This is a genomic window from Vibrio vulnificus NBRC 15645 = ATCC 27562, assembly GCF_002224265.1.
GTDB lineage: Bacteria > Pseudomonadota > Gammaproteobacteria > Enterobacterales > Vibrionaceae > Vibrio > Vibrio vulnificus.
On sequence record NZ_CP012881.1, the window covers coordinates 261,677 to 284,370 of the forward strand.

Here is a 22,694-nt window from a genome sequence, read left to right on the forward strand (position 1 = left end):
AGGAAAAACCCAACGCTTGGAAGGTGAAAGCAGCGATATAAGCCGCTTTCCTTACAAGAATTTAACGTGTTTTAATCACAAGTTGGTTGGTTTGCTTCACTTCTTCCATTACAACGTAGGTTCGAGTGTCATTTACACCTGGTAAACGAAGCAGGGTATCACCGAGCAATTTACGGTAAGCACCCATATCAGATACACGCGTTTTTAATAGATAGTCGAAATCACCAGAAACAAGATGACACTCTTGGATATCATCCAGTTTTTGAACCGCGGCATTAAACTGTTCAAATACATCGGGCGCACCACGATTTAACGTTATTTCAACAAACACGAGCAACGAGGCATCTAGGTACTGAGGGTTTAACAATGCGGTATAACCCGTAATGTATCCTTGACGCTCTAAGCGACGAACACGCTCTAAACATGGAGTTGGAGAAAGCCCCACGCGTTTAGAGAGTTCAACGTTTGAAATTCGACCATCTTTCTGCAATTCATTCAAAATATTGCGATCGATACGGTCTAGATCCTTGGACGGCTTTTTGTAGTTATCTACCATTTTTTATTCCACCTTATTACTTCCTTGCAAAAAAATATACTACAACTTTTTAATATTCAGTATCAAATTTTGCCACATCACATCTATACTAGGCACAAATTCGACATTACACCCTACACATAGTCAATACAACCAGAATAAAACGAGGAGTCAGGATGATTATTGGCGTTCCAAAGGAAATCAAGAACCACGAATACCGTGTTGGTATGATCCCAGCCAGTGTGAGAGAGCTTATCTCACATGGTCACCAAGTTTTTGTTGAAACTAATGCCGGTGCAGGCATCGGTTTTTCAGACGATGATTACATCGCTGTAGGCGCATCCATTCTTCCTACTGCTGCTGACGTCTTCGCGAAAGCAGAAATGATTGTAAAGGTAAAAGAACCTCAAGCTGTTGAGCGAGCCATGCTCAAAGAGGGGCAAATATTATTTACTTATTTACACCTAGCTCCAGATTTTCCACAAACTGAAGAGCTAATCAAGAGCAAAGCTGTCTGCATTGCCTATGAGACTGTAACAGATCATATGGGTCGCTTACCACTACTTGCTCCAATGTCTGAAGTTGCTGGTCGTATGTCTATCCAAGCTGGTGCACAAACTCTAGAGAAATCTCACGGTGGCCGTGGTTTACTTCTTGGTGGTGTACCGGGCGTTGAACCAGCTAAAGTCGTTGTTATTGGCGGCGGTGTCGTTGGTGCTAACGCTGCTCGTATGGCTGTTGGCTTACGTGCTGATGTTACTATCCTTGACCGTAACGTGGATACGCTTCGTAAATTAGACGAAGAATTCCAAGGCCGCGCTAAAGTCGTTTATTCTACAGAAGATGCGATCGAGAAGCACGTTCTAGAAGCCGATCTTGTCATCGGTGCGGTGCTTATCCCAGGCGCAGCAGCACCAAAACTGGTCACAAAAGAGCACATCGCGAAGATGAAGCCTGGTGCTGCAGTTGTTGACGTTGCAATCGACCAAGGCGGTTGTTTCGAAACTTCTCACGCAACCACACACGCAGAGCCGACTTACATTGTTGACGATGTCGTACACTACTGTGTTGCTAACATGCCAGGTGCCGTCGCTCGCACTTCTACTTTTGCCCTTAATAACGCGACTCTACCTTACATTGTGAAGCTTGCAAACAAAGGATATCGTGAAGCATTGACGGCAGATAAAGGCTTCCTACTGGGTCTAAATGTGATTCACGGTAAAGTGACCTGCAAAGAGGTTGCAGAAAGCTTTAACCTAGAATACGTAGATCCAGCAGAAGCCATTCGCATGTTTAACTAAGCTGCAGATTCTTATGCTCTCAGTAAAAAGCTCGCATAAACGCGAGCTTTTTATTACAAAATAATCTAAGTTATAACAACAAATTCTATATGTAACACTCCCAAATAAGTATTTCTTAGGTGTTCTTTCTGTCAGATGCGTGAATAAGAATATTTCTCGGAGTAATATCTCGATCGCAAAATTCACTTAGCGATACTTGATACCCTTGTTCTTGGAGATACATGGCTTTGTCATAAATAAGCCACATTTCAATTGCACGTTGAAAGATTTGCTGCACCAAGCTTAGCATTTCCATACGCCAAAAACGTTTCGCCCCTTCAGCCTCATACAGCTCGAAGTTCACTTGAGGCAAGCTCCATTCTTTTAGCTCCGCAGCCCAACGACAAAACGCCTCAAAGCCTAGCGAAAGCTGTGACTTTTTAATGCTCGGTACAGGCGCATACTCTTTAAAAGCACATTCTTGTCTTAGTAGCAGATCCAAACCAAGACGAAAAGTCATCTCTAATTGTCGATGTCGCTGAACCCGGCTTCCACCAGTCACCGTCTGCTGCAATGGAATTCGCAGTTCACTTCGACTAAGACGTATTCTCGAGAGCTTGGCCACACTCGACAATACTTGGTAAGCGTCGCTCTGAATGAGGTGGTAACAACAAGGAGCAATCGTCATCGCTGCTACGCCTTTCTCGCAACCATACTGCATCATTCGAACATGTAAATCTCCGCAGGCATGTAAGGCGACAGCATGCTGTTCTGGCTTAAAGTATTGTTTAGATTCACATTCAAGAGCATCGCCTTGAACAAAATGCATGGGCAGATTCAGTGCATCCGCTTCGGATTGACCACTTTGACACAAGGGTAACTGATACTCAAAACTCGTCACGCGTTGCCTAGTTTGAGAAGAAAGAACTCGGCCTAGGTATCCCTTCCCCGAGCACCATTCTAGCCATTCGCTCCCTTGATGACGAGTTAGGCTATAAGAGCCCATTGCTTCAATTTGCTTAAGTTTTCGTCCTGGGATTCCGACGTCAAAACGCTCAGCGAGTTTTATGGTCGTTGTCGAGTGTGGTGTCAGTGCAATGTTCGCTAATACCGTTTTGCTATCTGGAATAAACCTGCCAAGATCTGTAATCAAACTAGTGGGATCGAGTTTGTATTGTGATAACTCTTGCACTGAGAGAGAGTTTAACCACGCACACATGTCAGGATGCGTGTCTACCCAAGGAAGTTGTTCATGCAAACTTTGATGAAATGGTTCAAAACGCCAGAATCCTTGGTGCTCAGTAAGCCATTCATCGAGCAATTGAAATTGTTTTTGCATGTATCCCCCTAAAATTGCGACGCTATTTTAGGGGGAAGAAGCGGTGGAGGAAAGCGCTTTAACGAACGGGAAGAACGATGTCTTTAAACATTTCATCAATCTCAGCATTTGATTTCAACGAGATCGCTTGTTCTACTACTGGTCTTGTCAAATGAGGGGCAAATCTTTCCATAAAATCAAACATATATGAACGTAGGAACGTACCTCGTCGGAAGCCGATACTGGTGGTACTTGCGCCAAATAAGTGGCTCGCATCGATCGATACCAGATCTTTATCCTGCTCTTTATCTACCGCCATGCTGGCAATCACACCCACACCAATCCCCATACGTACATAAGTTTTGATAACATCAGCGTCGGTTGCAGTAAACACTACTCGCGGCGTTAATCCTACTCTATTAAATGCGGTGTCAAGCTCCGAGCGACCGGTAAAACCAAACACATAAGTCACTAATGGATAAGAAGCCAAATCTTGAATAGTCACTTTTTCCTTCTTAGCCAATGGATGCTCTTTAGGTACAACAATCGAACGATTCCAGTGGTAACAAGGCAACATAATCGCATCTTGGTACAAATGCAGAGCTTCTGTCGCAATCGCAAAATTCGCCGTGCCTTTTGCAATCGCTTCGGACATTTGACTTGGCGTCCCTTGGTGCATGTGCAAGGAGACCTTCGGGTAACGCTTTACAAACCCTTTAATGACATCCGGTAAAGCATAACGAGCCTGTGTATGGGTGGTAGAAATGTTCAGTGTGCCCATCTCAGGATGAGTATGCTCACCTGCCACAGCTTTAATACTCTCAACTCGAGCTAAAATTTCTTGCGAAATTCGCACGATATCTTCCCCAGCTCGAGTCACTTGAGTGAGGTGTTTACCACTTCGTTCAAATATCTGAATGCCTAACTCATCTTCTAAAAGCCTGACTTGCTTACTGATCCCTGGCTGAGAGGTATACAAGCTTTCGGCGGTCGCCGAGACATTTAGATTGTGATTAACGACTTCAACAATGTACTTCAGTTGTTGCAGTTTCATACTGGCCCCGTAATCCGTTACTAATAACAAATCTCACTCATTTGAGCAGAACTTGCGCATACTAAGTTCTCAAATATAATTATTAGTTATAACGTGTAACGTTAAAAATGAACAGCGAAATTGATAGTTTTCTCTGTCATTACTTAACTGGAGATCTCATCAACGATGGTTTTTGTAATGCATACCTCATTCTTCAATCGGATTAGCAACTTTTGATTATTAAAGCTTTAAATAACAGCAATAATCACTAAGAATATGATTAATAGGTGCATGTCATTAAAGGAATCGTGTATCCTTACTCGTTAGCCGTTAATAAATAAAGCAGACAAAACAGATATGAATATTGGTTTAATCATCGCTCTGGTCGCCGTTTTACTTGTACTTGTTATTGGTTACAACGTTATGTTGCAGTACAAAGTAAAGGCAGAAACCGCGAAAAGACAGGAGTCAGCGCGTTATGTTGCCGTTATAGATGCAACAGAGGAGTTGATCGGACACGCTCACCATATCCCCTACAGTAAAGACCTACTCGTCTGCTTAAATAACCGTATCCTAGATGCTTTAGAAAATATGGCGGCACTTGATCCCAAGAGCAAGCAACTTGCTCAACGGGTCGAAGCCATGAAGCAGCAAATCGAACACCTTAAAAACAATTACCAAGGTGGTGAAAGCACAGCCTTTAAAGTTCCGAACAGTGATAAGCAAGCGATTGTGATGCTGAAACTTGTCAAACGCCTGAGAGACACCATTCGTAACGAGCACAACAAAGGTCGCTTTGATACTCAAGCTTACGTTGAAGAAAATGCTCGCCTTGAGACTATGCAGATTCGAATTAACATTGAAAACGTCATCAAGCGTGCGCATGATTCTATTGCTCGCGGTCAAGCAGGCACCGCGGTTCAATTGCTTCGTAAAGGTATTGATGTACTGAGCACAAAAAACGATGCTTACTCAGTCCAAGCCAAAGAAAAGCTAGAAACAATGCTTAATGAGGTTGATAAGAAGCGTTCAGATAAAAACGCGGTAGAACTGCAGCAAATGGAAGAAAAAGAGCGTAACAACGACATGGATGCACTCTTCGGTGATAAGAAAAAGTGGTAAGATTTACCACTACGATTCTCTTTGTAAAGGTCGCAAACGCGGCCTTTTTTCATCACTAGTTAAACTGATTTATGATATCTCTCGAAGCGTACCAAGATCTGCTTGGCCCCATTAACCATTTTCTACAATGTGAAACACCTAGTGAATGGGTCGAAGAGGCCAAAAAGCCTGAAAATCTTCCCACCATCTTGATAGATCATTTGCTTTGCGAGCTGAAAGCTGGGCAATCAGCGATGTATTTGATCCGTAAATATGCGGTGGATAAAGAAAGCTCGCATACCCTACTCGATTGGTTTAAGCCATACGAAGATTTTGCCTATCGTGGAATTGGCTCCATTGAGACACTAAAGGGCAAAAGTAACTTTTCTAAAGCCATTATGGCTAAGTCAGACTCACCTTATAGCCAAGAGCTCATTGATAAAATGGTCTTACTCATTAAAGAAGAGTTACACCACTTTTACCAAGTTCTGGAAATCATGTGTTCCAGAGGGATTGAATACGAAAACGTGACCGCAAGCCGCTACGCAAAAGGTTTGCTCTCACACATGAAGACACATGAGCCTGAGACACTGATCGATAAGCTTATTGTCGGAGGGTATATCGAGGCACGATCTTGTGAGCGGTTTGCAAAGCTCGCTCCTCACATGGACGATGACATTGCCAAGTTCTACGTTTCTCTGCTGCGCTCAGAAGCACGGCATTACCAAGATTACCTCACCCTCGCAGAGCAGATCGCTGGCAAAGACATCAGCGAGCGAGTCGCCTATTTTGGCCAAATAGAAGCACAGCTGATTTGCTCAAAAGACAACGACTTTAAGTTTCATAGTGGCGTGCCTACTCGCTGAAAAATATTGTGTATTGATTAAAATGATAAAAAGCCCGCTGGTTAGCGGGCTTTGAGTTATTTATCAATGATTAGTGTGCGTGTAAGTCATCAGATAAGTAACTAGTACGGTTATATACTGGTAAATTCTCCAGAGACTTCAACTGGTAGGCATACTTCTTAAGCAACTCAGCTCGTTTTTCAGCATCTTGATAATCTGCAAGCACCACAGCTTCTAAAGTCACCGTTGTCAAATCAACAGAGGCTGCTTCAGCTTCTTGCAACGCTTTAATGTCATTCGTGAATGCAATCATATTCCAAGCGTAGCTGTTTTCTGGTGTAGCGTAGTAAGTAGTGCCGTTTGAGCGTTTAAATGTACGTAAATCGCTCATTGAGCCAACAGGTTCACTTCGCATACTGATCTTGCGAGCTAATACTTCATCACGCTGATCCACCATATTTCCTGCTGAATGCCAAACCATTGCCGTCAAAATAGCTTTGGTCAATGGAACTTCTTCGAAACGAGGAAGTGCAAAGTAATTACGTACACTCCAACTACCGTAATAAGGCATAGTTTCGATTTTATCGTTCCATGTTATTGCAGTGAAGTCACCTTTTGGTCGAGAGTAATTACCTTGTTCATCTTTGAAGTTCAGATAAAGAAACTCTTCACCCAAAATCAAAGTATCTAGCAAGAGATCCCCTTTCGGATAGAACTGGAAAAATCCATTTGCTAAGCCTGTCGTTTCTGGTAGTTCTAACAGTGATGTCGTAGAGCGATCAGTTGAACGACGCATACCAACACGATCAACTAGTGCCACAGATGCCGCTAGTTTATCTGGCCAATGACCGATGTAATCGATGTAGTTAGAGTAGTTATTTACTGGAGCAGGACGTGGAGCCTTGCCACTGTTTAGGAACTTACCTATCTCACCTACAACTTTTTCCCCTGTTGCTAATGACGCTTTGATAGTGTCATCAAAACATGTCGTCGGGACAAAGTTGATAGGGAAATTATTACGCATTGAATAATTGCCCATGATCTCTGCAAGTTTCTTGTAAGTAAATGAACCGTCAGCTTTCTCAATCTCACACGTATGGTCTGGAGTAATCAGGATGTTTACAAGTTGATCACGCGCTTTATCAACAGCCAATGGAGCACCACAGTAAACGGCAAATGGCCAACGAGTTGCATTTGCTTCGTCACTACAGAACGCTTCCTGTGCTTTTGGCAAGCCCTGCATTTGGATATGTGAAAGAGGGCTAGAGAATACTAACTCACGGTAGCGATCGTATACATGTAGGGCATTACGCCAATCTTGGAACTCTTGAACTCGACGAACTGTGTAACTCATCATCGTCCCTTCAGAGAAGTTCTCTCTCATGCCACGTACTGTACGTTTGTAGTACAGGTCATCGTAAGTTTCTAACTTGTAAGACATAATTTCAGAACGGTTGCGCCCTTCATCATGACGGTTACAGTCATCATTTAAACTTACATTTCCGTCAGTACAAAACGCAAAGTCTCTCATCGGAATCGCAGGGTTTTCCGATACTAGTGCTTTGATTGTACCGTCACTTAGAAGATCCGAAGGAGCCTTGTAAGGATCAAGAATCTCCTCGCGAAGCTGCGCATCATACTGGCCAGCATCGAGATAAACAGTTTGCTCGCTCGTGGTATTGTCTGCTTGATTCACTACCGTTTCAGTAGCTTCAACTTGACGCTTATAACCAAAACGTAAAGCGGCCAAATCATAAGGACCAAAAACCGGTAGTGCATTTAATAGCGATGGGTTGTAATCCATGATCGAAGAATACCCAGGTACTACTTTCAGACCGTGCTCGGCAAGCTCATGATCTTTAAAGTAGTTTGAAGCATCATTACTACCTTTGAAGTTGTGACGAAGACCAAAGTTATGGCCTAGCTCATGTACAAGCGTTTTCGCATAGAATACGCCAACAATGAACAGACTCAGCTCTTCTTGTTGTTTCTCCGTCAAATCAGCCCATTCTTTTAGGCTACCAACTTCGCCTATTTGACCATTGCTCCAAAGAGATGCATCTTGGAAGTTGAAGCTCATACCACCAATAGAACTTGGCAGACTCTTCAATGTAGCACCAGATCGAAGCGCTGAAACTGGGTACATATTGTTCTCAGCCCACAGGCGACGCTCCAACTCTTTGATGGCACTTAAATCTTCAAATGAAACATTCTCATCATTGGCTTCAAGTTCTTCTTTAACAGCGGCAATGACATCGGCCATAGACTCATTCGCCATTGGAGATTGCTCAAACGCAACCATATCTCCCAAAGAAACAACTTCAGTAGACTGAGACGCTTCAGTAATAGAGGCGACAGAGTTTGATGTAGTTGATTCTCCAGTGCTGTTTGTCGCGTTAGATGTAGAACCCGCATCCGGTTTTGCAACTAATTCAACTCGCCCTTTGTTATAATCTTGAGCAATACGATCCCATAGCCAATCAGAGATTGAACGCAAAACACCTGAGTACTGGTTTACATGTGCGTGAACAATTTCGCCTGTCAACGGGTTAACCGCTGAGGGGCCATACCCAGCCAAACCATTGTCTAGCGGCTCATCAATCAAGTTGATAACATTGTATCTCAAATCACCTGACAACTTACCGGAAGGTTCGTGAAGACGAATTTTGGGAACACCCACTTTCTCTAACTGTGGATTAATTCGGTCAATAACATCTTTCGTGACCTGCTTAAAGAACCGTGTTTCTTCGTTTTGGTCAAAACTGTCCGAAAGATGGTAATCAATAAATTCTAGGCTTGGGTTAAAACGGTGAAGATAGCTAAACTTCTGATCAAATTGTCCATCTACATACGATGGATCAGGACGGCCTACTTCATTAGCAAAGAAGCCAAAAGTATCCTCATCACCTTTCAGATACATCACTGGTTCATATTCTGTCGATGAAGAGCGAACAAGGTCGAGAGGCACAAGAGAATAGAATTGAGATGCCGTAAACGACAACTTATCCATGTCAAAGCCGTTACTACTTAGGGAGTTAATCATGCAGCGCCAGTTGTTTGCGATACGATAATCTTGTTTAACTTCAAAGTTAATTACGCCATCGGCTGTAACTTCGTATCCTTTCCAACCCGTGTTGGCGTTTGCAGCAACTCGAGGGCTACCCACTTTCGTATAGCATCCACTTGCGAATGTGAATAACTGGTTCCATGTTGCTTCAGCAACTTTTACATCATCAAAGCTAGGTTCAAAAAAGCGGCGGTCTTGCCAACGCACTTCATTGTTATCTACTTTTTCTTCTTTATTCGTACACTCCCCGTAGTCATTTTCACGACATTGGTAGTCTACGTAGTCAACTGGAATGGAAAGAACTAGACTTGTGTCGTCTGGATTATTGATCCAACGTCCTAATTGACCTTTATCAATTTCTCCCTGGCTAATAACATCAGGGCTAATCATTCGTACCTTCAACTCACCAGATCCCGAGTTATCCTGGCTCGCTTCAAACGCCAGAGTTACAAGCTTTTCTTGTCCCTGCATAAACGGGGCCATTGAGCCTGCAAACTTAGGAGCATTCGCCATAGATGGCATATAAAGATAAACTTGGTCTGTTTTTACATTCGTTTTTTCAAACGAATTTTCTGGTTTGCTTAGTGTGTCATATGCTTGGTCATCTGCGCCACAGCCGGCTAAAATAGCTGTTATTGCAGACGCTAATGCTACTTTTTTAAAATGCATATTATCGTCCTGTTATAATATTTTTTTCCCTAGAAAGAGAACGTTAGTTGTGCAATATAGGTCGCTTTATCAGTATCGAACAAATCGATATTGCCTAGCGTTCCTCGCTCTGCGTCTGAATAGAAACCTGCCGTTGAGACCGTGAATGACGTAGACCAGTTATCCGTAATCCCATATGAGGCATATGCTGACGCCCCATAAGTAAACTGACGACTGCGAATTCCTTTGTAACTCATGCCATTACCGCCTAAAGCCGAAGCTCCAATCGTTAGATCATCAAAACTATAACTACCGCCTACAGATATGGAGTAAACCCATTCGGTTAAAACTCGGCCATTCATGGTTTCATATTTGTAAAAGTTTTTTCTCACTCTAGGCGTAACGGAATAATTTCCGCCTAGCATTTGAAAACGAATTGGGGTTGATATCCGAATCGCTGTATATAGCTTGGTGTCTTGTGATATTTCTGACGTAGGAATGGTTAGCTGGCCACTTAACCCTATCTTACCTGTCTCACCAAACTCGTAGATATTGGAGTAACTTGCTCCAAAAACAGAGTCTGTTGCATAAGTACCGACTTTATCTTCTAAGGCTCTATAGCCACCTGTAGAAAAATATAGCCCCGTCTTATCTGATAACTTGTAGTTAAGAGTTCCATTCCATGAAAAGTTTCTAACCGAGCGATAATCATTCGTGTCGTATAGATTACTGTCATAGGCAAGTGAAGCTGAACCGCTGACATTACACCAAATACACGAAGACTGTGCTTCTGAGGTCGATTCCGTGTTGCTTTCGCCATTAGTTTGACTATTTTCTTCTGCATATATAGAAGAAGAAAATAATGCACCTAATAGAATAGCGAGCGGCGTTATCTTCCACTTTGTTGTGTGCTGCATATTGTTAACTTCCATGAGATTTAAGTTTATTTGAATAAACTTAAGTTAAACGGTTTACCGAATTACATTTGCACGTGTCCTTCGTAACAAATTGTTCCGATAAGCCTATTAACCGTAAAGAGTTCTCTTTACGGTTAAATCCATATTTATTTTTCAATTTAACGCTTGTGCTACTTTATGGAAAATAATATTAAATTCTAAAAAATTCACTTTTCCTATATGTAACAAATTATGATATTTTTCGAGTCACTTCTCTTTTTTTAACTCTGTATTTTGGATGCGTTATTGGTATCGCCGAAAGTAATTTTTTTGTGTAGTCATTTTGTGGATTATTGTATAGCTCTACTGATTTACCATATTCCACTATTTCACCAAAATACATCACTGCAACATTATCTGACACTTGTCTCACTACTGATAAATCATGTGAAATAAAGATAATGGCTAAATTCATTTCTTGCTGTAATTTTAAAAGCAAGTTAATGATTTGTGCTTGGACAGAGACATCGAGCGCTGAAACCGATTCATCGCAGATAAGCAGCTTTGGTTTTAATGCAATCGCTCTTGCGATACCAATACGTTGACGCTGTCCACCGGAGAATTCATGTGGATACCGATTGATCGCGTTCGCAGGGAGTCCCACCTTCTCGAGTAACTCCAATACCCATTGCTTTCTTTCTTGCTGCGTTCCTACTTTGTGAATAATGAAAGGCTCTTCCAAAATCATACCAATCGTATGTCGCTGATTTAACGATTCAAGTGGATCTTGAAAGACAATTTGCATCTCTTTACGCAAAGGGCGCATCTCTTTTGCAGAGAGTTTCGTAATATCACGTCCTTCAAAGAAGATCTTTCCGTCGGTTGGCTCAAATAGCTTGAGAATAGTGCGACCAAGCGTACTTTTCCCACACCCCGACTCACCCACCAGACCTAACGTTTCTCCTCGTTTCACTGTTAAGGAAACACCATCAACGGCTTTTACAGTATATCCCTTGGAAAAAAGTTTTTTCCCGGAAACAAAGTGCTGCTTCAATCCTTCGATTCTCAGTATCTCATCCATAATTAACCTCGAAATTCAGGAAATTTTGAAACGTCAATTGGCTTAATTTCGATCAATTGTTTAGGTTCATGCTCTAAACTTGGCATCAATCCCATTAATCGCTCTGTATAAGGGTGTTTAGGGGCATCAAACAATTCAAAAACATCGGCATATTCGACTATCTTGCCGCCATACATGACCGCTACATCATCACATATCTCTGCTACGACACCGAGGTCATGGGTAATAAAGATAACCGCCATGCCTGTCTCTTCTTGCAGTTCATTAATTAACTCCAATATTGAGGCCTGAACGGTAACATCTAGAGCGGTTGTGGGTTCGTCGCAAATCAGAATCTCAGGCTTGCAAGCCAACGCCATTGCAATCATGACTCGCTGTCTCATACCACCAGATAGATTATGTGGGTACTCATCTAAACGCTTTTCAGGCATTGGGATGCGAACTTTTTTCAACATTTCCAACGCCTGTTCACGACGGGCTTTTCTATCCAAATCAGGTCGATGAAGCTTCAATACTTCCATAAGCTGCTTACCTACCGTATGGACAGGATTGAGTGCTGTCATAGGATCTTGGAAGATGATCGAAATACGATCTCCGCGCATGGCATACATTTCATCCGCAGGAAGAGTGACGAGATCTTTGCCTCGATAGAGGATTTCGCCACCAATAACTCGTCCGTACGGCTTAGGCAACAAGCCCATGATAGACATGGACGTGACACTTTTTCCACATCCAGATTCGCCAACCAAACCTAGTGTACGTCCTTTTTTTACATCAAAACTGACACCATGGAGTACTTGTACAGCACCATCATCCGTTTGAAACTCAGTCTCTAAGTTTTTAACGCTTAGAACTACTTCACTGTTCATCTTCCTGATCCTACTTAATTACATCTTGTATCTGTCATCAACAACGGCAACTTTCGGGAATGTCTTACCTGACTTCATCGCTTTCTCAGTTTCCTTTTTGAGCTCTTTGTCGATCCAGAAATTGCCGATATCCATTGGGTGGAAGATGTTTTCTGTCGCCTTAGTCATTGCTGTTTGAGGTGTTTTCAACCAACGCCAATGAACTGCGCGGGTGTAAGGAACCATATAACCAGGGACAATAATATTGGCGTCTGCTACATACTCTTGAATTTGGTGAGAAAGTGCGAAACGCTTCTCTTGGTCAAATTCAGCATCGTATGCTTCGATCAACTTATCTAACTCAGGACTGCTGTAATTGGTATGAGCGTTGGTTTGAGGTTTATTGGCGTTGTCTGAATGCAAATACTCCCAATATGCAGGGATTTCACCTGAGCCCATATTTAGAAATGCCAGTTGATGTTTCTTTTCAAGGATGTATTTAAACGCTGAAGAGCCATCCACCAGGTTCAAAGTAAACTCTAAGCCAGCGAGTTTAGCTTGCTCTTTTAAGAAGGCGATTCGAGGAGTCCACGATTGGTAGCCGTAAGTAATGGCAAAAGACAATCTTTGCCCTTTTTCATTCACGCGAATACCATCAGCACCGATTTTGTCGAAGCCTGCTTTCTCAAAATAAGCGATGGCTTTTTCTGCATCAAATTCAGGCGCTTTATTGTCTGGCTTGTCATATTGTCCGTGACCGAAACCAAGACCATGAGGCTTACGTGAATAATCGCCACGCATGATGTTCGTGATCATACCGTCATAGTCTGTTGAAAGCATGATCCCCTTACGAACATTGATGTCATCCAGTAGCGGCATAGCAGTATTCATCCACAAACCACCAGCGCCCTGTGGAGCTTGGTTATAACCCCAAAATTTCTGGATATACCCTTTCTCAAAGCCTTCAGAATCGGCTTTGCTGTGCCAATACTCCGGTAGAATCATATCGAAGAAATCAAGACTGCCTTTTTCGAAATGTTTCAAGGCAATATCTTGATCACGAATGACATTAATGCGAACTTTGTCAACATTGTAACGGTTTTGGTAGTAGCGATTACTGTAGCCCCACCAATCCTCGCCAACGTGCTTAAAAGTAACGCGTTTGCCTTTTTCTACATTTTCCATGTAATAAGCTGCTGTAGTGGGTTCTGCCTTAAAGTTAAATGCACGAACAAAGTTGTCTGGCATACCATCTTTATTGTCGTCTTTAGTGCCTTTAAAGAAGTGCTCCGGACGGGGCTGTACACCATTACTTGGCATGTTGATCAGCACCATCAAGGCATCATCACTCTGCGCAGTGGCCGTTTTGATAGCAATGGTGTAGTCGTCATACTTGACGACTTCTTTTATGCTGTTGGTGAAGAAATCGTTATACCAAGGGTCGATGATGTCCTTTGACTGATAATACTTCATCATAAACACATAATCGTCGGCGGTAACACCTTCACCATCAGACCACTTTGCGTTCTTATCCAGCTTAAAGTAGACAGTTTTGTTGTCCGCATCAAAAGCCCAAGAGTCTGCTAATTGAGGAATCCACTTACCTGTATTAGGGTGGCGCTGCGCGAGTTTTGGCGCGCCATCCATAAAGTAATGGCGTAAACCAGAGTTGGCATCAGGACCAACACTTCTCAGTGTCTGAGGGAAACTCACCATATAGGTCGTTAGCGTACCGCCACGTTTGGCTTCTTCTGAAGCAAATAGCGGCTCGTTTTTATTCGTTAACCAATTAAGGTCACTAGGCAGAGATTGTGCGAATGTCTGAAAACTAAAAGCAGACAAAGCAGCTAATGTAGCGAGACTTACTTTTGTGTATTGCATCTGTGTATCTTCCTTGAAACTGATACTTATACGTATCGAGTAAATTTCTTTGGATCAAAGGCTGCGCGGATCGCTTCACCAATAAAAGTCACCATAACTAATACCGCTACGATAGACGTAACGACAGATGACACGATCCAAGGAGAGTCTAAGTTCGATTTACCTTGTTGTAATAATTCACCCCAACTTGGCGTTGGTGGCATTAGGCCTAGCCCTAAATAGTCCAAAGCGGTTAGCGCTGTAATGTTACCCGCAATAGTGAATGGAGCTAGGGTTACTATCATCACCATTGTATTCGGCAAAATATGGTGCAATAGAATTCGCATGGTCGAGGCACCTAGCGCTTTCGCAGCCATCACATACTCTCGAGCAGATTCTTTATATGTCATGGTGCGCATGTACCAAGTCATCCCCATCCAGCCAAATAACACGTTTATAGCGACAAATAACGCGAAGGTTGGTTGGGTGATAGAAACGAGAATCATAATGACATAGAGGAACGGCACCATAGACCATATTTCAATCAGCCTTTGGACGAACAGATCAAACTTGCCACCAAAGAATCCCATTGCACAACCGACTACGGTGCCAATTGCATAGGATATCGCCATCGTAACCAGCGCAAATCCCATCGCAGTTCTGAAGCCATACACCAAGCGCGCCAAAATATCTCGTCCAATGACATCAGTTCCTAGATAATGCTTCGTCTCTGCATTGGGCGCTGTTGGAGGAAAGTCACCCGAGAAATCTTGTTCGTATGGATTCCAAGGAACGATTGGCATGAGTACAAAGTTGCCTTCATCCGCTTGGGCAAACTTTTTCTGCAGCACTCGATAATCTGCTTCACTAGCATAATCCAAACCGAAATCTGTTCCTGAGCGCACATCACTAATCACTGGGAAAAACCAATCCCCTTGGTACTTTACGATTAAAGCTTTGCTATTAACTAATAACTCAGCGAATAGAGACAGAACCAGTAAAGTCGCGAGAACAATAAATGACCAATAGCCACGTTTAATATTCTTGAATGCCTTAATTTTCTTTTGAGTTAATGGACTTACAGTAAACATCAGGCACCAAACCTTACTCGTGGGTCAGTTAATGCCACACAAAGATCTGAAAGAATATTGCCCACCATCAACATAACAGCATTAATAGCAACAATACCCATTACAACGGGGTAATCACGCTCAATAATAGATTCGTAACCAAGAAGCCCTATACCATCAATATTAAAAATAACTTCGATCAAAAATGAACCTGTCATAAAGAACAATAGAGAATTACCAAAATGACTTGCGATTGGAATTAAGCTATTTTGCAAAGCATGCTTTTTAACTGCTTTTTTAAAAGGCAGCCCTTTAGAAATCGCGGTACGGATATAATCTGAAGAAAGGTTTTCCATTAAACTATTCTTCATCGTCATTGTTAACGTTGCAAAGTCGCCAATCAAATAACAAATAAGCGGCAAGACTGCGTGCCACATAATATCTTTAAATTGAAGCCAGAAGGTTTCATAGTCATCAAAGTCATCGCCGACAAAACCACCCATAGGAAACCATTCAAGGTTATAGGCGAAAACGGTGATCAAAAATACGCCAACAACATAACCAGGCAAAGCATAACCAACAAAAATCATTATCGATGATGCTGAGTCAAAAACAGAACCGTGCTTTATAGCTTTGTAATAACCTAAGGGTATGGAAATAAAATAACTGATAAAAAACGTCATGCCACCATAAAATAAGGAAACAGGAAGACGCTCGGCGATCATAGTCCCAACAGGCTCATAATAGCGCGTGGATTCACCAAAATCTAAGACAAGAAGACGAGTCAACCAATCCCAATAAGCTTCAACAACCGGTTTATCTAAACCGTAGAAAGCGTTTAGCTCTGCCATTTGATCTTCGGAAAGGGCAGAATTGTTGCCAGCGACACTGACCGTAGCGCTATCACTGCCAGAATGCATACTTGCCAGCATACGCTCTACAGGGCCACCAGGCACAAAACGGGTAATGGCAAAAATTAAGATGGTAATGCCAAGAAACGTCGGCACGATTAACGCCATACGTCTGAGGATATAAGATAACACCTACGCTCTAACTCCATGCTGTGACAAATTGATTGTCTTAAGACCACAACGACCTTGTTGCGGCCAAACGATAATTTTTGATGATATATAATCACAAAAGTATCAATAAGTACGTTCTCAGTTACAATCCGCAACATTTGAACGTTCAGTCTTACATATATTTTTTAGTCAATCACACGGTAAAACGTATGAAAGTGTGGTTATGATTACGAATAATTAACACACAAGCATCAATTAAAAACCAAATGTTAGGGTGATATCAAATTCGGCTTTTCTAATATAGAGCGCGTTACGGCTCCAAACATGCATAGATAGTCGACTCCCATTCACTTTACCGCATAACAAACCCATTCACCGAACCAATAGAAAACTCAACAATCCAAAATTCATTTGATTTTACTTGCCCTACCAAATAAAAATGCACTCTTTGATAGTCAAAAAGAGTGCATAAAAATTCAATATAAATATTTTCATAACGCGCCATTTATTTTGCGACAAGAATCACAATAAAAACAGCATAAGTATCAATCTATGAGCTCAAGCTATTTGGTTAGGCTTGTATTTATAGCTTGCAAGACTGCCGCAGGATCTACTGCCTGCGTAATTGGCCGTCCGATAACAAGATAATCAGAACCTGCTTGTACCGCTTCAAGTGGTGTCATGATACGACGTTGATCACCTTGTTCTGAGCCGAGTGGGCGAATACCCGGCGTAACCAATTTAAACTCTTTGCCCAGCGCATTCTTCAGAAGCGAGGATTCTTGAGCAGAACAAACAACACCATCCAAACCAGAATTCTTCGTCAACGTAGCCAAGCGAATCACGTGATCTTGTGGTGCAACGTTCAAACCAATGCCTACTAGATCGCTTTGCTCCATGCTGGTAAGTACGGTCACACCAATCAGTAACGGGCGATCTTTACCATAAGGTTCAAGAATCTCACGAGATGCTGTCATCATCCGTTCGCCACCACTTGCATGTACATTCACCATCCAGACACCCAACTCAGCGGCTGCTCGAACGGCTTTTGAACATGTATTTGGGATATCATGAAACTTCAGATCTAGAAAGACAGAAAAACCACGTTTATGAAGCTCACGTACGAAATCAGGACCAAATAGCGTAAACATTTCCTTGCCTACTTTTAGGCGACATGACGCAGGATCAATTCTATCTACGAAGGCCAGTGCATCGGCTTTATTATCGTAATCCAGTGCGACAATAACTTTTTGGTCGATCATTTCATCTCCTAACTGTTTTTGGTTCTTATTAAATAAAAGGTTAAAAAAATGCAGCGAACAGAAACTCTGTCAGCTGCATTGAAACTATTCGCCATCCAATCCTCGGATTGGCTTGATCGTCCCCCACCCTTTACAGGAAGGACAATGCCAATAAAGGGAATGCGTAGAAAAACCACATTTGCGACATCGGTAATGAGGCTTAATTTTAAGCTGCTCTCCGACCATTGCCTGCAGCGTTGTTAAGCTTTCTTTGGCCCTTCCATCTTCCGCTTCTGCAAGATGATAGTCCATCAATCGATAAAAACCTTTCATCGTCGGGTTTTTAATTAATTGCCTTGTTAACAACTCTTGGGCAGCACCAACACTTTCGTGATGTGCAACCAGTTGGGCCAGCATTAGCTCAGCAGACACACCTGCTTTTTTACTAATACACGCGCGCAGAAATTCGACAAGTTGATCTTCTTGGCCTAGATGGTGGTAACACTCAGCAAGAATAGGCAACGCTTCACTAACGAAATCCGCATCTTGTTCTAGAACATGTTCTAGATACTCGATCGTCTTGCGATATTCTTCCATCTCGAGGTAAATACGCCCAAGAGAAATCGATGCTCTCACACATTTAGGATCTTCTTGCAGTGCTTTTTTGAAATGGCTGATGGACTTGGTTTTATTGCCATCCGCTTGTTCTAACATCGCTAGCTCACACCAATAATGGGCGATGTTTTTTCTGATCGATTTTTTTCCAGTCTTCACTAAAAGGTGGGCATAGTGAATCGCTTTGTCCCACTCTCGTGTCTGCTGATAGATTAAGACTAATTGCTGTAAAGCAGCATCACGATGTTCTGGCTCTTCAACTAACTGCTCGAATATTTTTTCCGCGCGGTCCAGAAAACCCGACACCATATAGTCTTTCGCCAATTGTTGTAGCGCGATGTTTTTTTGTTCAATGGTCAAGCCGGAACGAGAAATCAAATTTTGATGTATACGAATGGCACGATCAACTTCCCCTCTAGAACGGAAGAGATTTCCTAACGCCAGATGAGTATCAATCGTGTCGTTATCGACTTGAAGCAACTCAATAAAGTGATCTACCGCTTTGTCCGATTGATCAGACAGCAGTAAGTTCAGCCCCGTCACATATTGTTGAGAGATCTGATTGGAGTGCTTCTGCTTGTCATCCTGTGCGCTGCGATGGCCCATATACCAACCATACGCAGCGGCAATAGGAAGTAACAAGAAGAGTAATTCAAGCATTAAACCGATTCGCCCTTACGCTTGTTTTTCGACCTGTGTGCTTTGCTTTTTGATCTGTTTGTTTAGCTTTCTGATTTTTAATCGCATCTTAAACTGCAAGCTAGCAAAAATAGCCCACGCCAATGCAAAGCCTGCGACAAACACACCACCCAGCAAAGTGGACAAATGAAAATCCCCTTTTGCCAGTAAGTAGTTGAAAGTAACAACTTCTTGATTCTGAGAACCTAACGCCAGTGCAATAAGAAAGAGAGCTATTACAGCAATGATTTTTATAATTTTCATCTGTCATCACCTTGAAGATATCAGCCGATACAATTATGCAGGAAAACCCACCTGCCGACCACGGATAATAACAATTATCTGACGATAAAAAAGCGGCATACTCTAGGTATGCCGCTTTTAAATCACGATTTATGTAAATCAGCCAATGTTTACGCGCTCGCGCAACTCTTTACCTGGCTTGAAGTGCGGTACGTATTTACCTTCTAGTTCCACTTTATCGCCAGTCTTTGGATTACGACCAACACGCGGTTCACGGAAATGAAGCGAGAAACTACCGAAACCACGAATCTCGATACGATCACCGCTTTCTAAGGTTGAAGCCATATGCTCCAAAATATCTTTGACAGCATCTTCTATCTCTTTGGCTGAAAGATGTGTCTGTTCAGCGCAGAGTCTTTCAATCAGTTCAGACTTAGTCATAGTTTCCCTCTTCGAGTCATTTTTATCACTTATTATAGTAAGTAATATCAATTACACCAAATACTTGCTACAAATTGTAGTGAAAAATCCGCTACTTGGATGTAATCCTTTTGGGGAAATTTCATTTAAGCCCCAGCCAAAAGCTAGGCGGCAATATTCAGTGAAATTACTACTACAGTCACCATTAAAACTTATAGCAGACTTTCGTGTAAAAAAAAGGAGCCTTTCGGCTCCTTTTTTAAGACGTCTATTATTCGCCTTTAGCTGCTTTGAAAGCGTCAGCCATAGCATTACCAAACGCAGCATCGTCTGCTTTGTTGATGCTTGCCATTGCTTCTTGCTCTTCAGCTTCGTCTTTCGCTTTGATTGAAAGGTTGATTACGCGGTTCTTACGGTCAACACCAGTAAATTTCGCTTCAACTTTGTCACCAACGCTTAGGATCAGTGTTGCGTCTTCAACGCGATCACGTGAAACTTCAGACGCGCGGATGTAACCTTCTACGCCATCTTCTAGCTCGATAGTTGCGCCTTTAGCGTCAACTGCAGTTACAGTACCGTTAACTAGAGCACCTTTCTTGTTGTCAGCAACGTAAGCATTGAATGGGTCGTTTTCCATTTGCTTGATGCCTAGAGAGATACGCTCACGCTCTGCGTCTACTGCTAGAACTACTGCAGAGATTTCGTCGCCTTTCTTGAATTCGCGAACCGCTTCTTCGCCAGCTACGTTCCAAGAAATGTCAGATAGGTGAACAAGACCGTCGATACCACCGTCTAGACCGATGAAGATACCGAAGTCAGTGATTGACTTGATCTTACCAGTTACTTTATCGCCTTTAGCTTGAGCTTCAGCGAATGACTGCCATGGGTTAGCTTTACACTGTTTCAGACCTAGAGAGATACGACGACGTTCTTCGTCGATTTCAAGAACCATAACCTCAACTTCGTCGCCAACATTAACAACTTTAGATGGGTGGATGTTCTTGTTAGTCCAATCCATTTCAGAAACGTGTACTAGACCTTCAACGCCTTCTTCGATTTCAACGAAACAGCCGTAGTCAGTTAGGTTAGTTACGCGACCAGATAGTTTGTGACCTTCTGGGTAACGCTTAGCGATTGCTACCCATGGATCTTCACCTAGCTGCTTAAGACCTAGTGAAACGCGAGTGCGGTCACGATCGAACTTAAGAACTTTAACTAGGATCTCGTCACCAACGTTAACGATTTCAGATGGGTGCTTAACACGCTTCCACGCCATATCAGTGATGTGTAGAAGACCGTCAACGCCACCTAGATCTACGAACGCACCGTAGTCAGTTAGGTTCTTAACGATACCTTTAACTTCAGAACCTTCTTGTAGAGTTTCTAGAAGCTCGTCACGTTCTACTGTGCTTTCAGATTCGATAACTGCGCGGCGAGATACAACTACGTTGTTACGCTTCTGGTCAAGCTTGATTACTTTGAACTCTAGCTCTTTGTTTTCTAGGTGAGCAGTGTCACGGATAGGACGTACGTCTACTAGAGAACCTGGAAGGAAAGCACGGATACCGTTTAGTTCAACAGTGAAACCGCCTTTAACTTTACCGTTGATGATACCAACAACAGTTGCAGCTTCTTCGTAAGCTTTCTCAAGAACGATCCAAGCTTCGTGACGCTTCGCTTTCTCACGAGAAAGTTGAGTTTCACCGAAACCGTCTTCTACAGCGTCCAGAGCAACGTCTACTTCAGAACCAACTTCAACTTCAAGTTCGCCAGCAGCGTTCTTGAACTGTTCAGCAGGAATTGCAGACTCAGACTTAAGACCAGCGTCAACAAGAACGTAGCCGTTTTCGATAGCTACTACAGTACCTTTAACGATAGTACCTTGTTGGAATTCAGTCTCGTTTAGAAACTCTTCAAAGAGTTGAGCAAAAGATTCAGTCATTTATTTAATCTTCAAAAAATTAAACTTCCATGGGTATCCTACCGCATGGGGTTATTAAATTCGCCAATCATCATCCTTGCGATCGACGTTCTTACCTGCCTGAGTGAAATTACTCAGCCAGCTTAGATTCGATATATTGTAGTGCCTTTTCGACCACTTCGTCGATACTCATCGAGGTAGAATCTAGCACAAGCGCATCCTCTGCAGGGCGTAATGGTGCCACTGGGCGGTTACGATCGCGATCGTCACGCTCTTGGATCTCGCTTAAAAGGTCGTCAAATCTAACATCTAACCCTTTATCTTGCAACTGTTTAAGGCGACGATGTGCACGTTCTTCCGCGCTCGCATCAAGAAAGATTTTAGCTTTGGCATTTGGAAAAACAACCGTTCCCATATCACGACCATCGGCCACCAGGCCAGGTGCTGCTTCAAATGCTCTTTGACGACGCAGCAAAGCTTCACGAACACGAGGCAATGCTGCCACTTTTGAAGCCGCCATGCCCGTTTCTTCTTTACGCAATTCTTTAGAGACATCCTCGCCTTCAAGAATCACTTTAACCAAGTCGCCTTCAGCAACAAACTGTACGTCCAAATGAGTGGCAAGTGGGACTAATGCATCTTCAGACTCTGTGTCTACGCCATGATGAATAGCAGCCAGTGCTAGTACGCGGTAGATCGCACCAGAATCTAATAATTGAAAGCCGAGTTTCTTTGACAGCAGCATGCAAAGGGTACCTTTACCCGCACCACTTGGTCCATCTACGGTCACTACCGGAGTCTGAGACGACATGTTTTTCTCCACCTTTTGTTTTCTTTCTCGGGTTAATACCCAGTTTCAGAGGCGCGTATTATAAAGGGAATCGCTAATTGGGGCGAGGAGAAATCCCTAAGTAATCGATTACATTGACGATCTAATTGACCACAATGAAAAACGGCGAAAGTGAAAACCTT

General features: G+C 42.7%; 19 protein-coding genes. 3 read left to right on the forward strand and 16 right to left on the reverse strand.

All coding sequences use genetic code 11. The features are described 5' to 3' along the window. Positions 1-61: 61 nt before the first annotated feature. Complete coding sequence (gene lrp / locus AOT11_RS01115) at positions 62-556, reverse strand: leucine-responsive transcriptional regulator Lrp (protein ID WP_011080767.1); 495 nt, start codon at positions 554-556, stop codon at positions 62-64. A gap of 155 nt (positions 557-711) precedes the next feature. Here lrp and ald point away from each other — a divergent pair, with 155 nt between their 5' ends. After that, positions 712-1,836: an alanine dehydrogenase gene (gene ald / locus AOT11_RS01120; RefSeq protein ID WP_017422282.1), complete on the forward strand. Its 1,125-nt coding sequence runs from the start codon at positions 712-714 to the stop codon at positions 1,834-1,836. A gap of 115 nt (positions 1,837-1,951) precedes the next feature. Here the strand turns inward: ald and AOT11_RS01125 are convergent, their stop codons facing one another. Together AOT11_RS01125 and cysB are read right to left on the reverse strand one after the other, a co-directional pair. Next, positions 1,952-3,154, reverse strand: a complete 1,203-nt coding sequence (locus AOT11_RS01125) for a methyltransferase (protein ID WP_017422283.1) — start codon at positions 3,152-3,154, stop codon at positions 1,952-1,954. A 58-nt stretch (positions 3,155-3,212) separates the two neighbouring features. Next, positions 3,213-4,187, reverse strand: a complete 975-nt coding sequence (gene cysB, locus AOT11_RS01130; protein WP_011080770.1) for an HTH-type transcriptional regulator CysB — start codon at positions 4,185-4,187, stop codon at positions 3,213-3,215. 336 nt (positions 4,188-4,523) lie between these two features. On the opposite strand from cysB, the gene AOT11_RS01135 reads away from it, so the two are divergent. Next, positions 4,524-5,288, forward strand: a complete 765-nt coding sequence (locus AOT11_RS01135; protein WP_011149997.1) for a hypothetical protein — start codon at positions 4,524-4,526, stop codon at positions 5,286-5,288. Between the two features lie 71 nt (positions 5,289-5,359). Then, positions 5,360-6,133 carry a tRNA isopentenyl-2-thiomethyl-A-37 hydroxylase MiaE gene (miaE, locus tag AOT11_RS01140; protein WP_017422284.1) on the forward strand — a complete coding sequence of 258 codons (774 nt, stop codon included), beginning with the start codon at positions 5,360-5,362 and terminating at the stop codon, positions 6,131-6,133. 70 nt (positions 6,134-6,203) lie between these two features. Here miaE and AOT11_RS01145 read toward each other — a convergent pair whose 3' ends face one another. The 13 genes from AOT11_RS01145 to cmk form a co-directional block, all read right to left on the reverse strand. After that, positions 6,204-9,848 (reverse strand): zinc-dependent metalloprotease, encoded by a 3,645-nt coding sequence (locus AOT11_RS01145; RefSeq protein WP_017422285.1) that lies wholly within the window; start codon positions 9,846-9,848, stop codon positions 6,204-6,206. A 29-nt stretch (positions 9,849-9,877) separates the two neighbouring features. Next, positions 9,878-10,744 carry a TonB-dependent receptor gene (locus AOT11_RS01150; RefSeq protein ID WP_026060837.1) on the reverse strand — a complete coding sequence of 289 codons (867 nt, stop codon included), beginning with the start codon at positions 10,742-10,744 and terminating at the stop codon, positions 9,878-9,880. A gap of 229 nt (positions 10,745-10,973) precedes the next feature. Beyond that, positions 10,974-11,804, reverse strand: a complete 831-nt coding sequence (locus AOT11_RS01155) for an ABC transporter ATP-binding protein (RefSeq protein WP_011080788.1) — start codon at positions 11,802-11,804, stop codon at positions 10,974-10,976. Positions 11,805-11,806: 2 nt separating this feature from the next. Next, complete coding sequence (locus AOT11_RS01160) at positions 11,807-12,673, reverse strand: ABC transporter ATP-binding protein (RefSeq protein ID WP_011080789.1); 867 nt, start codon at positions 12,671-12,673, stop codon at positions 11,807-11,809. A gap of 18 nt (positions 12,674-12,691) precedes the next feature. Beyond that, the gene (locus tag AOT11_RS01165) at positions 12,692-14,533 is read right to left on the reverse strand and encodes an extracellular solute-binding protein (protein WP_017422287.1); all 1,842 of its coding nucleotides are present in this window, start codon (positions 14,531-14,533) and stop codon (positions 12,692-12,694) included. Between the two features lie 26 nt (positions 14,534-14,559). Continuing rightward, the gene (locus AOT11_RS01170) at positions 14,560-15,603 is read right to left on the reverse strand and encodes an ABC transporter permease (protein ID WP_011080791.1); all 1,044 of its coding nucleotides are present in this window, start codon (positions 15,601-15,603) and stop codon (positions 14,560-14,562) included. Next, positions 15,603-16,625, reverse strand: coding sequence for an ABC transporter permease subunit (locus AOT11_RS01175; protein WP_011080792.1), 1,023 nt, complete (start codon positions 16,623-16,625; stop codon positions 15,603-15,605). Before AOT11_RS01175 ends, AOT11_RS01170 begins: the two co-directional genes overlap by 1 nt. A 542-nt stretch (positions 16,626-17,167) precedes the next feature. Continuing rightward, entirely contained in the window at positions 17,168-17,866 is a 699-nt protein-coding gene (gene pyrF, locus AOT11_RS01180) for an orotidine-5'-phosphate decarboxylase (RefSeq protein ID WP_017422288.1), read from the reverse strand. 84 nt (positions 17,867-17,950) lie between these two features. Next, positions 17,951-19,120: a lipopolysaccharide assembly protein LapB gene (gene lapB / locus AOT11_RS01185; protein WP_011080794.1), complete on the reverse strand. Its 1,170-nt coding sequence runs from the start codon at positions 19,118-19,120 to the stop codon at positions 17,951-17,953. A gap of 15 nt (positions 19,121-19,135) precedes the next feature. Continuing rightward, a complete protein-coding gene (locus AOT11_RS01190) occupies positions 19,136-19,402 on the reverse strand; it encodes a LapA family protein (RefSeq protein ID WP_011080795.1) in 267 nt (88 codons plus the stop codon). Between the two features lie 138 nt (positions 19,403-19,540). Continuing rightward, positions 19,541-19,822, reverse strand: coding sequence for an integration host factor subunit beta (gene ihfB / locus AOT11_RS01195; protein ID WP_008078046.1), 282 nt, complete (start codon positions 19,820-19,822; stop codon positions 19,541-19,543). Positions 19,823-20,072: 250 nt separating this feature from the next. Continuing rightward, entirely contained in the window at positions 20,073-21,743 is a 1,671-nt protein-coding gene (rpsA, locus tag AOT11_RS01200; RefSeq protein ID WP_017422289.1) for a 30S ribosomal protein S1, read from the reverse strand. Positions 21,744-21,852: 109 nt separating this feature from the next. Beyond that, positions 21,853-22,533, reverse strand: a complete 681-nt coding sequence (gene cmk, locus AOT11_RS01205) for a (d)CMP kinase (RefSeq protein WP_011080798.1) — start codon at positions 22,531-22,533, stop codon at positions 21,853-21,855. Positions 22,534-22,694: the final 161 nt, after the last annotated feature.

Coding starts and splice junctions, on each gene's coding strand:
- lrp (WP_011080767.1), bottom strand. CDS start 556: ATGGTAGATAACTACAAAAAGCCGTCCAAGGATCTAGACCGTATCGAT.
- ald (WP_017422282.1), top strand. CDS start 712: ATGATTATTGGCGTTCCAAAGGAAATCAAGAACCACGAATACCGTGTT.
- AOT11_RS01125 (WP_017422283.1), bottom strand. CDS start 3,154: ATGCAAAAACAATTTCAATTGCTCGATGAATGGCTTACTGAGCACCAA.
- cysB (WP_011080770.1), bottom strand. CDS start 4,187: ATGAAACTGCAACAACTGAAGTACATTGTTGAAGTCGTTAATCACAAT.
- AOT11_RS01135 (WP_011149997.1), top strand. CDS start 4,524: ATGAATATTGGTTTAATCATCGCTCTGGTCGCCGTTTTACTTGTACTT.
- miaE (WP_017422284.1), top strand. CDS start 5,360: ATGATATCTCTCGAAGCGTACCAAGATCTGCTTGGCCCCATTAACCAT.
- AOT11_RS01145 (WP_017422285.1), bottom strand. CDS start 9,848: ATGCATTTTAAAAAAGTAGCATTAGCGTCTGCAATAACAGCTATTTTA.
- AOT11_RS01150 (WP_026060837.1), bottom strand. CDS start 10,744: ATGCAGCACACAACAAAGTGGAAGATAACGCCGCTCGCTATTCTATTA.
- AOT11_RS01155 (WP_011080788.1), bottom strand. CDS start 11,804: ATGGATGAGATACTGAGAATCGAAGGATTGAAGCAGCACTTTGTTTCC.
- AOT11_RS01160 (WP_011080789.1), bottom strand. CDS start 12,673: ATGAACAGTGAAGTAGTTCTAAGCGTTAAAAACTTAGAGACTGAGTTT.
- AOT11_RS01165 (WP_017422287.1), bottom strand. CDS start 14,533: ATGCAATACACAAAAGTAAGTCTCGCTACATTAGCTGCTTTGTCTGCT.
- AOT11_RS01170 (WP_011080791.1), bottom strand. CDS start 15,603: ATGTTTACTGTAAGTCCATTAACTCAAAAGAAAATTAAGGCATTCAAG.
- pyrF (WP_017422288.1), bottom strand. CDS start 17,866: ATGATCGACCAAAAAGTTATTGTCGCACTGGATTACGATAATAAAGCC.
- lapB (WP_011080794.1), bottom strand. CDS start 19,120: ATGCTTGAATTACTCTTCTTGTTACTTCCTATTGCCGCTGCGTATGGT.
- AOT11_RS01190 (WP_011080795.1), bottom strand. CDS start 19,402: ATGAAAATTATAAAAATCATTGCTGTAATAGCTCTCTTTCTTATTGCA.
- ihfB (WP_008078046.1), bottom strand. CDS start 19,822: ATGACTAAGTCTGAACTGATTGAAAGACTCTGCGCTGAACAGACACAT.
- rpsA (WP_017422289.1), bottom strand. CDS start 21,743: ATGACTGAATCTTTTGCTCAACTCTTTGAAGAGTTTCTAAACGAGACT.
- cmk (WP_011080798.1), bottom strand. CDS start 22,533: ATGTCGTCTCAGACTCCGGTAGTGACCGTAGATGGACCAAGTGGTGCG.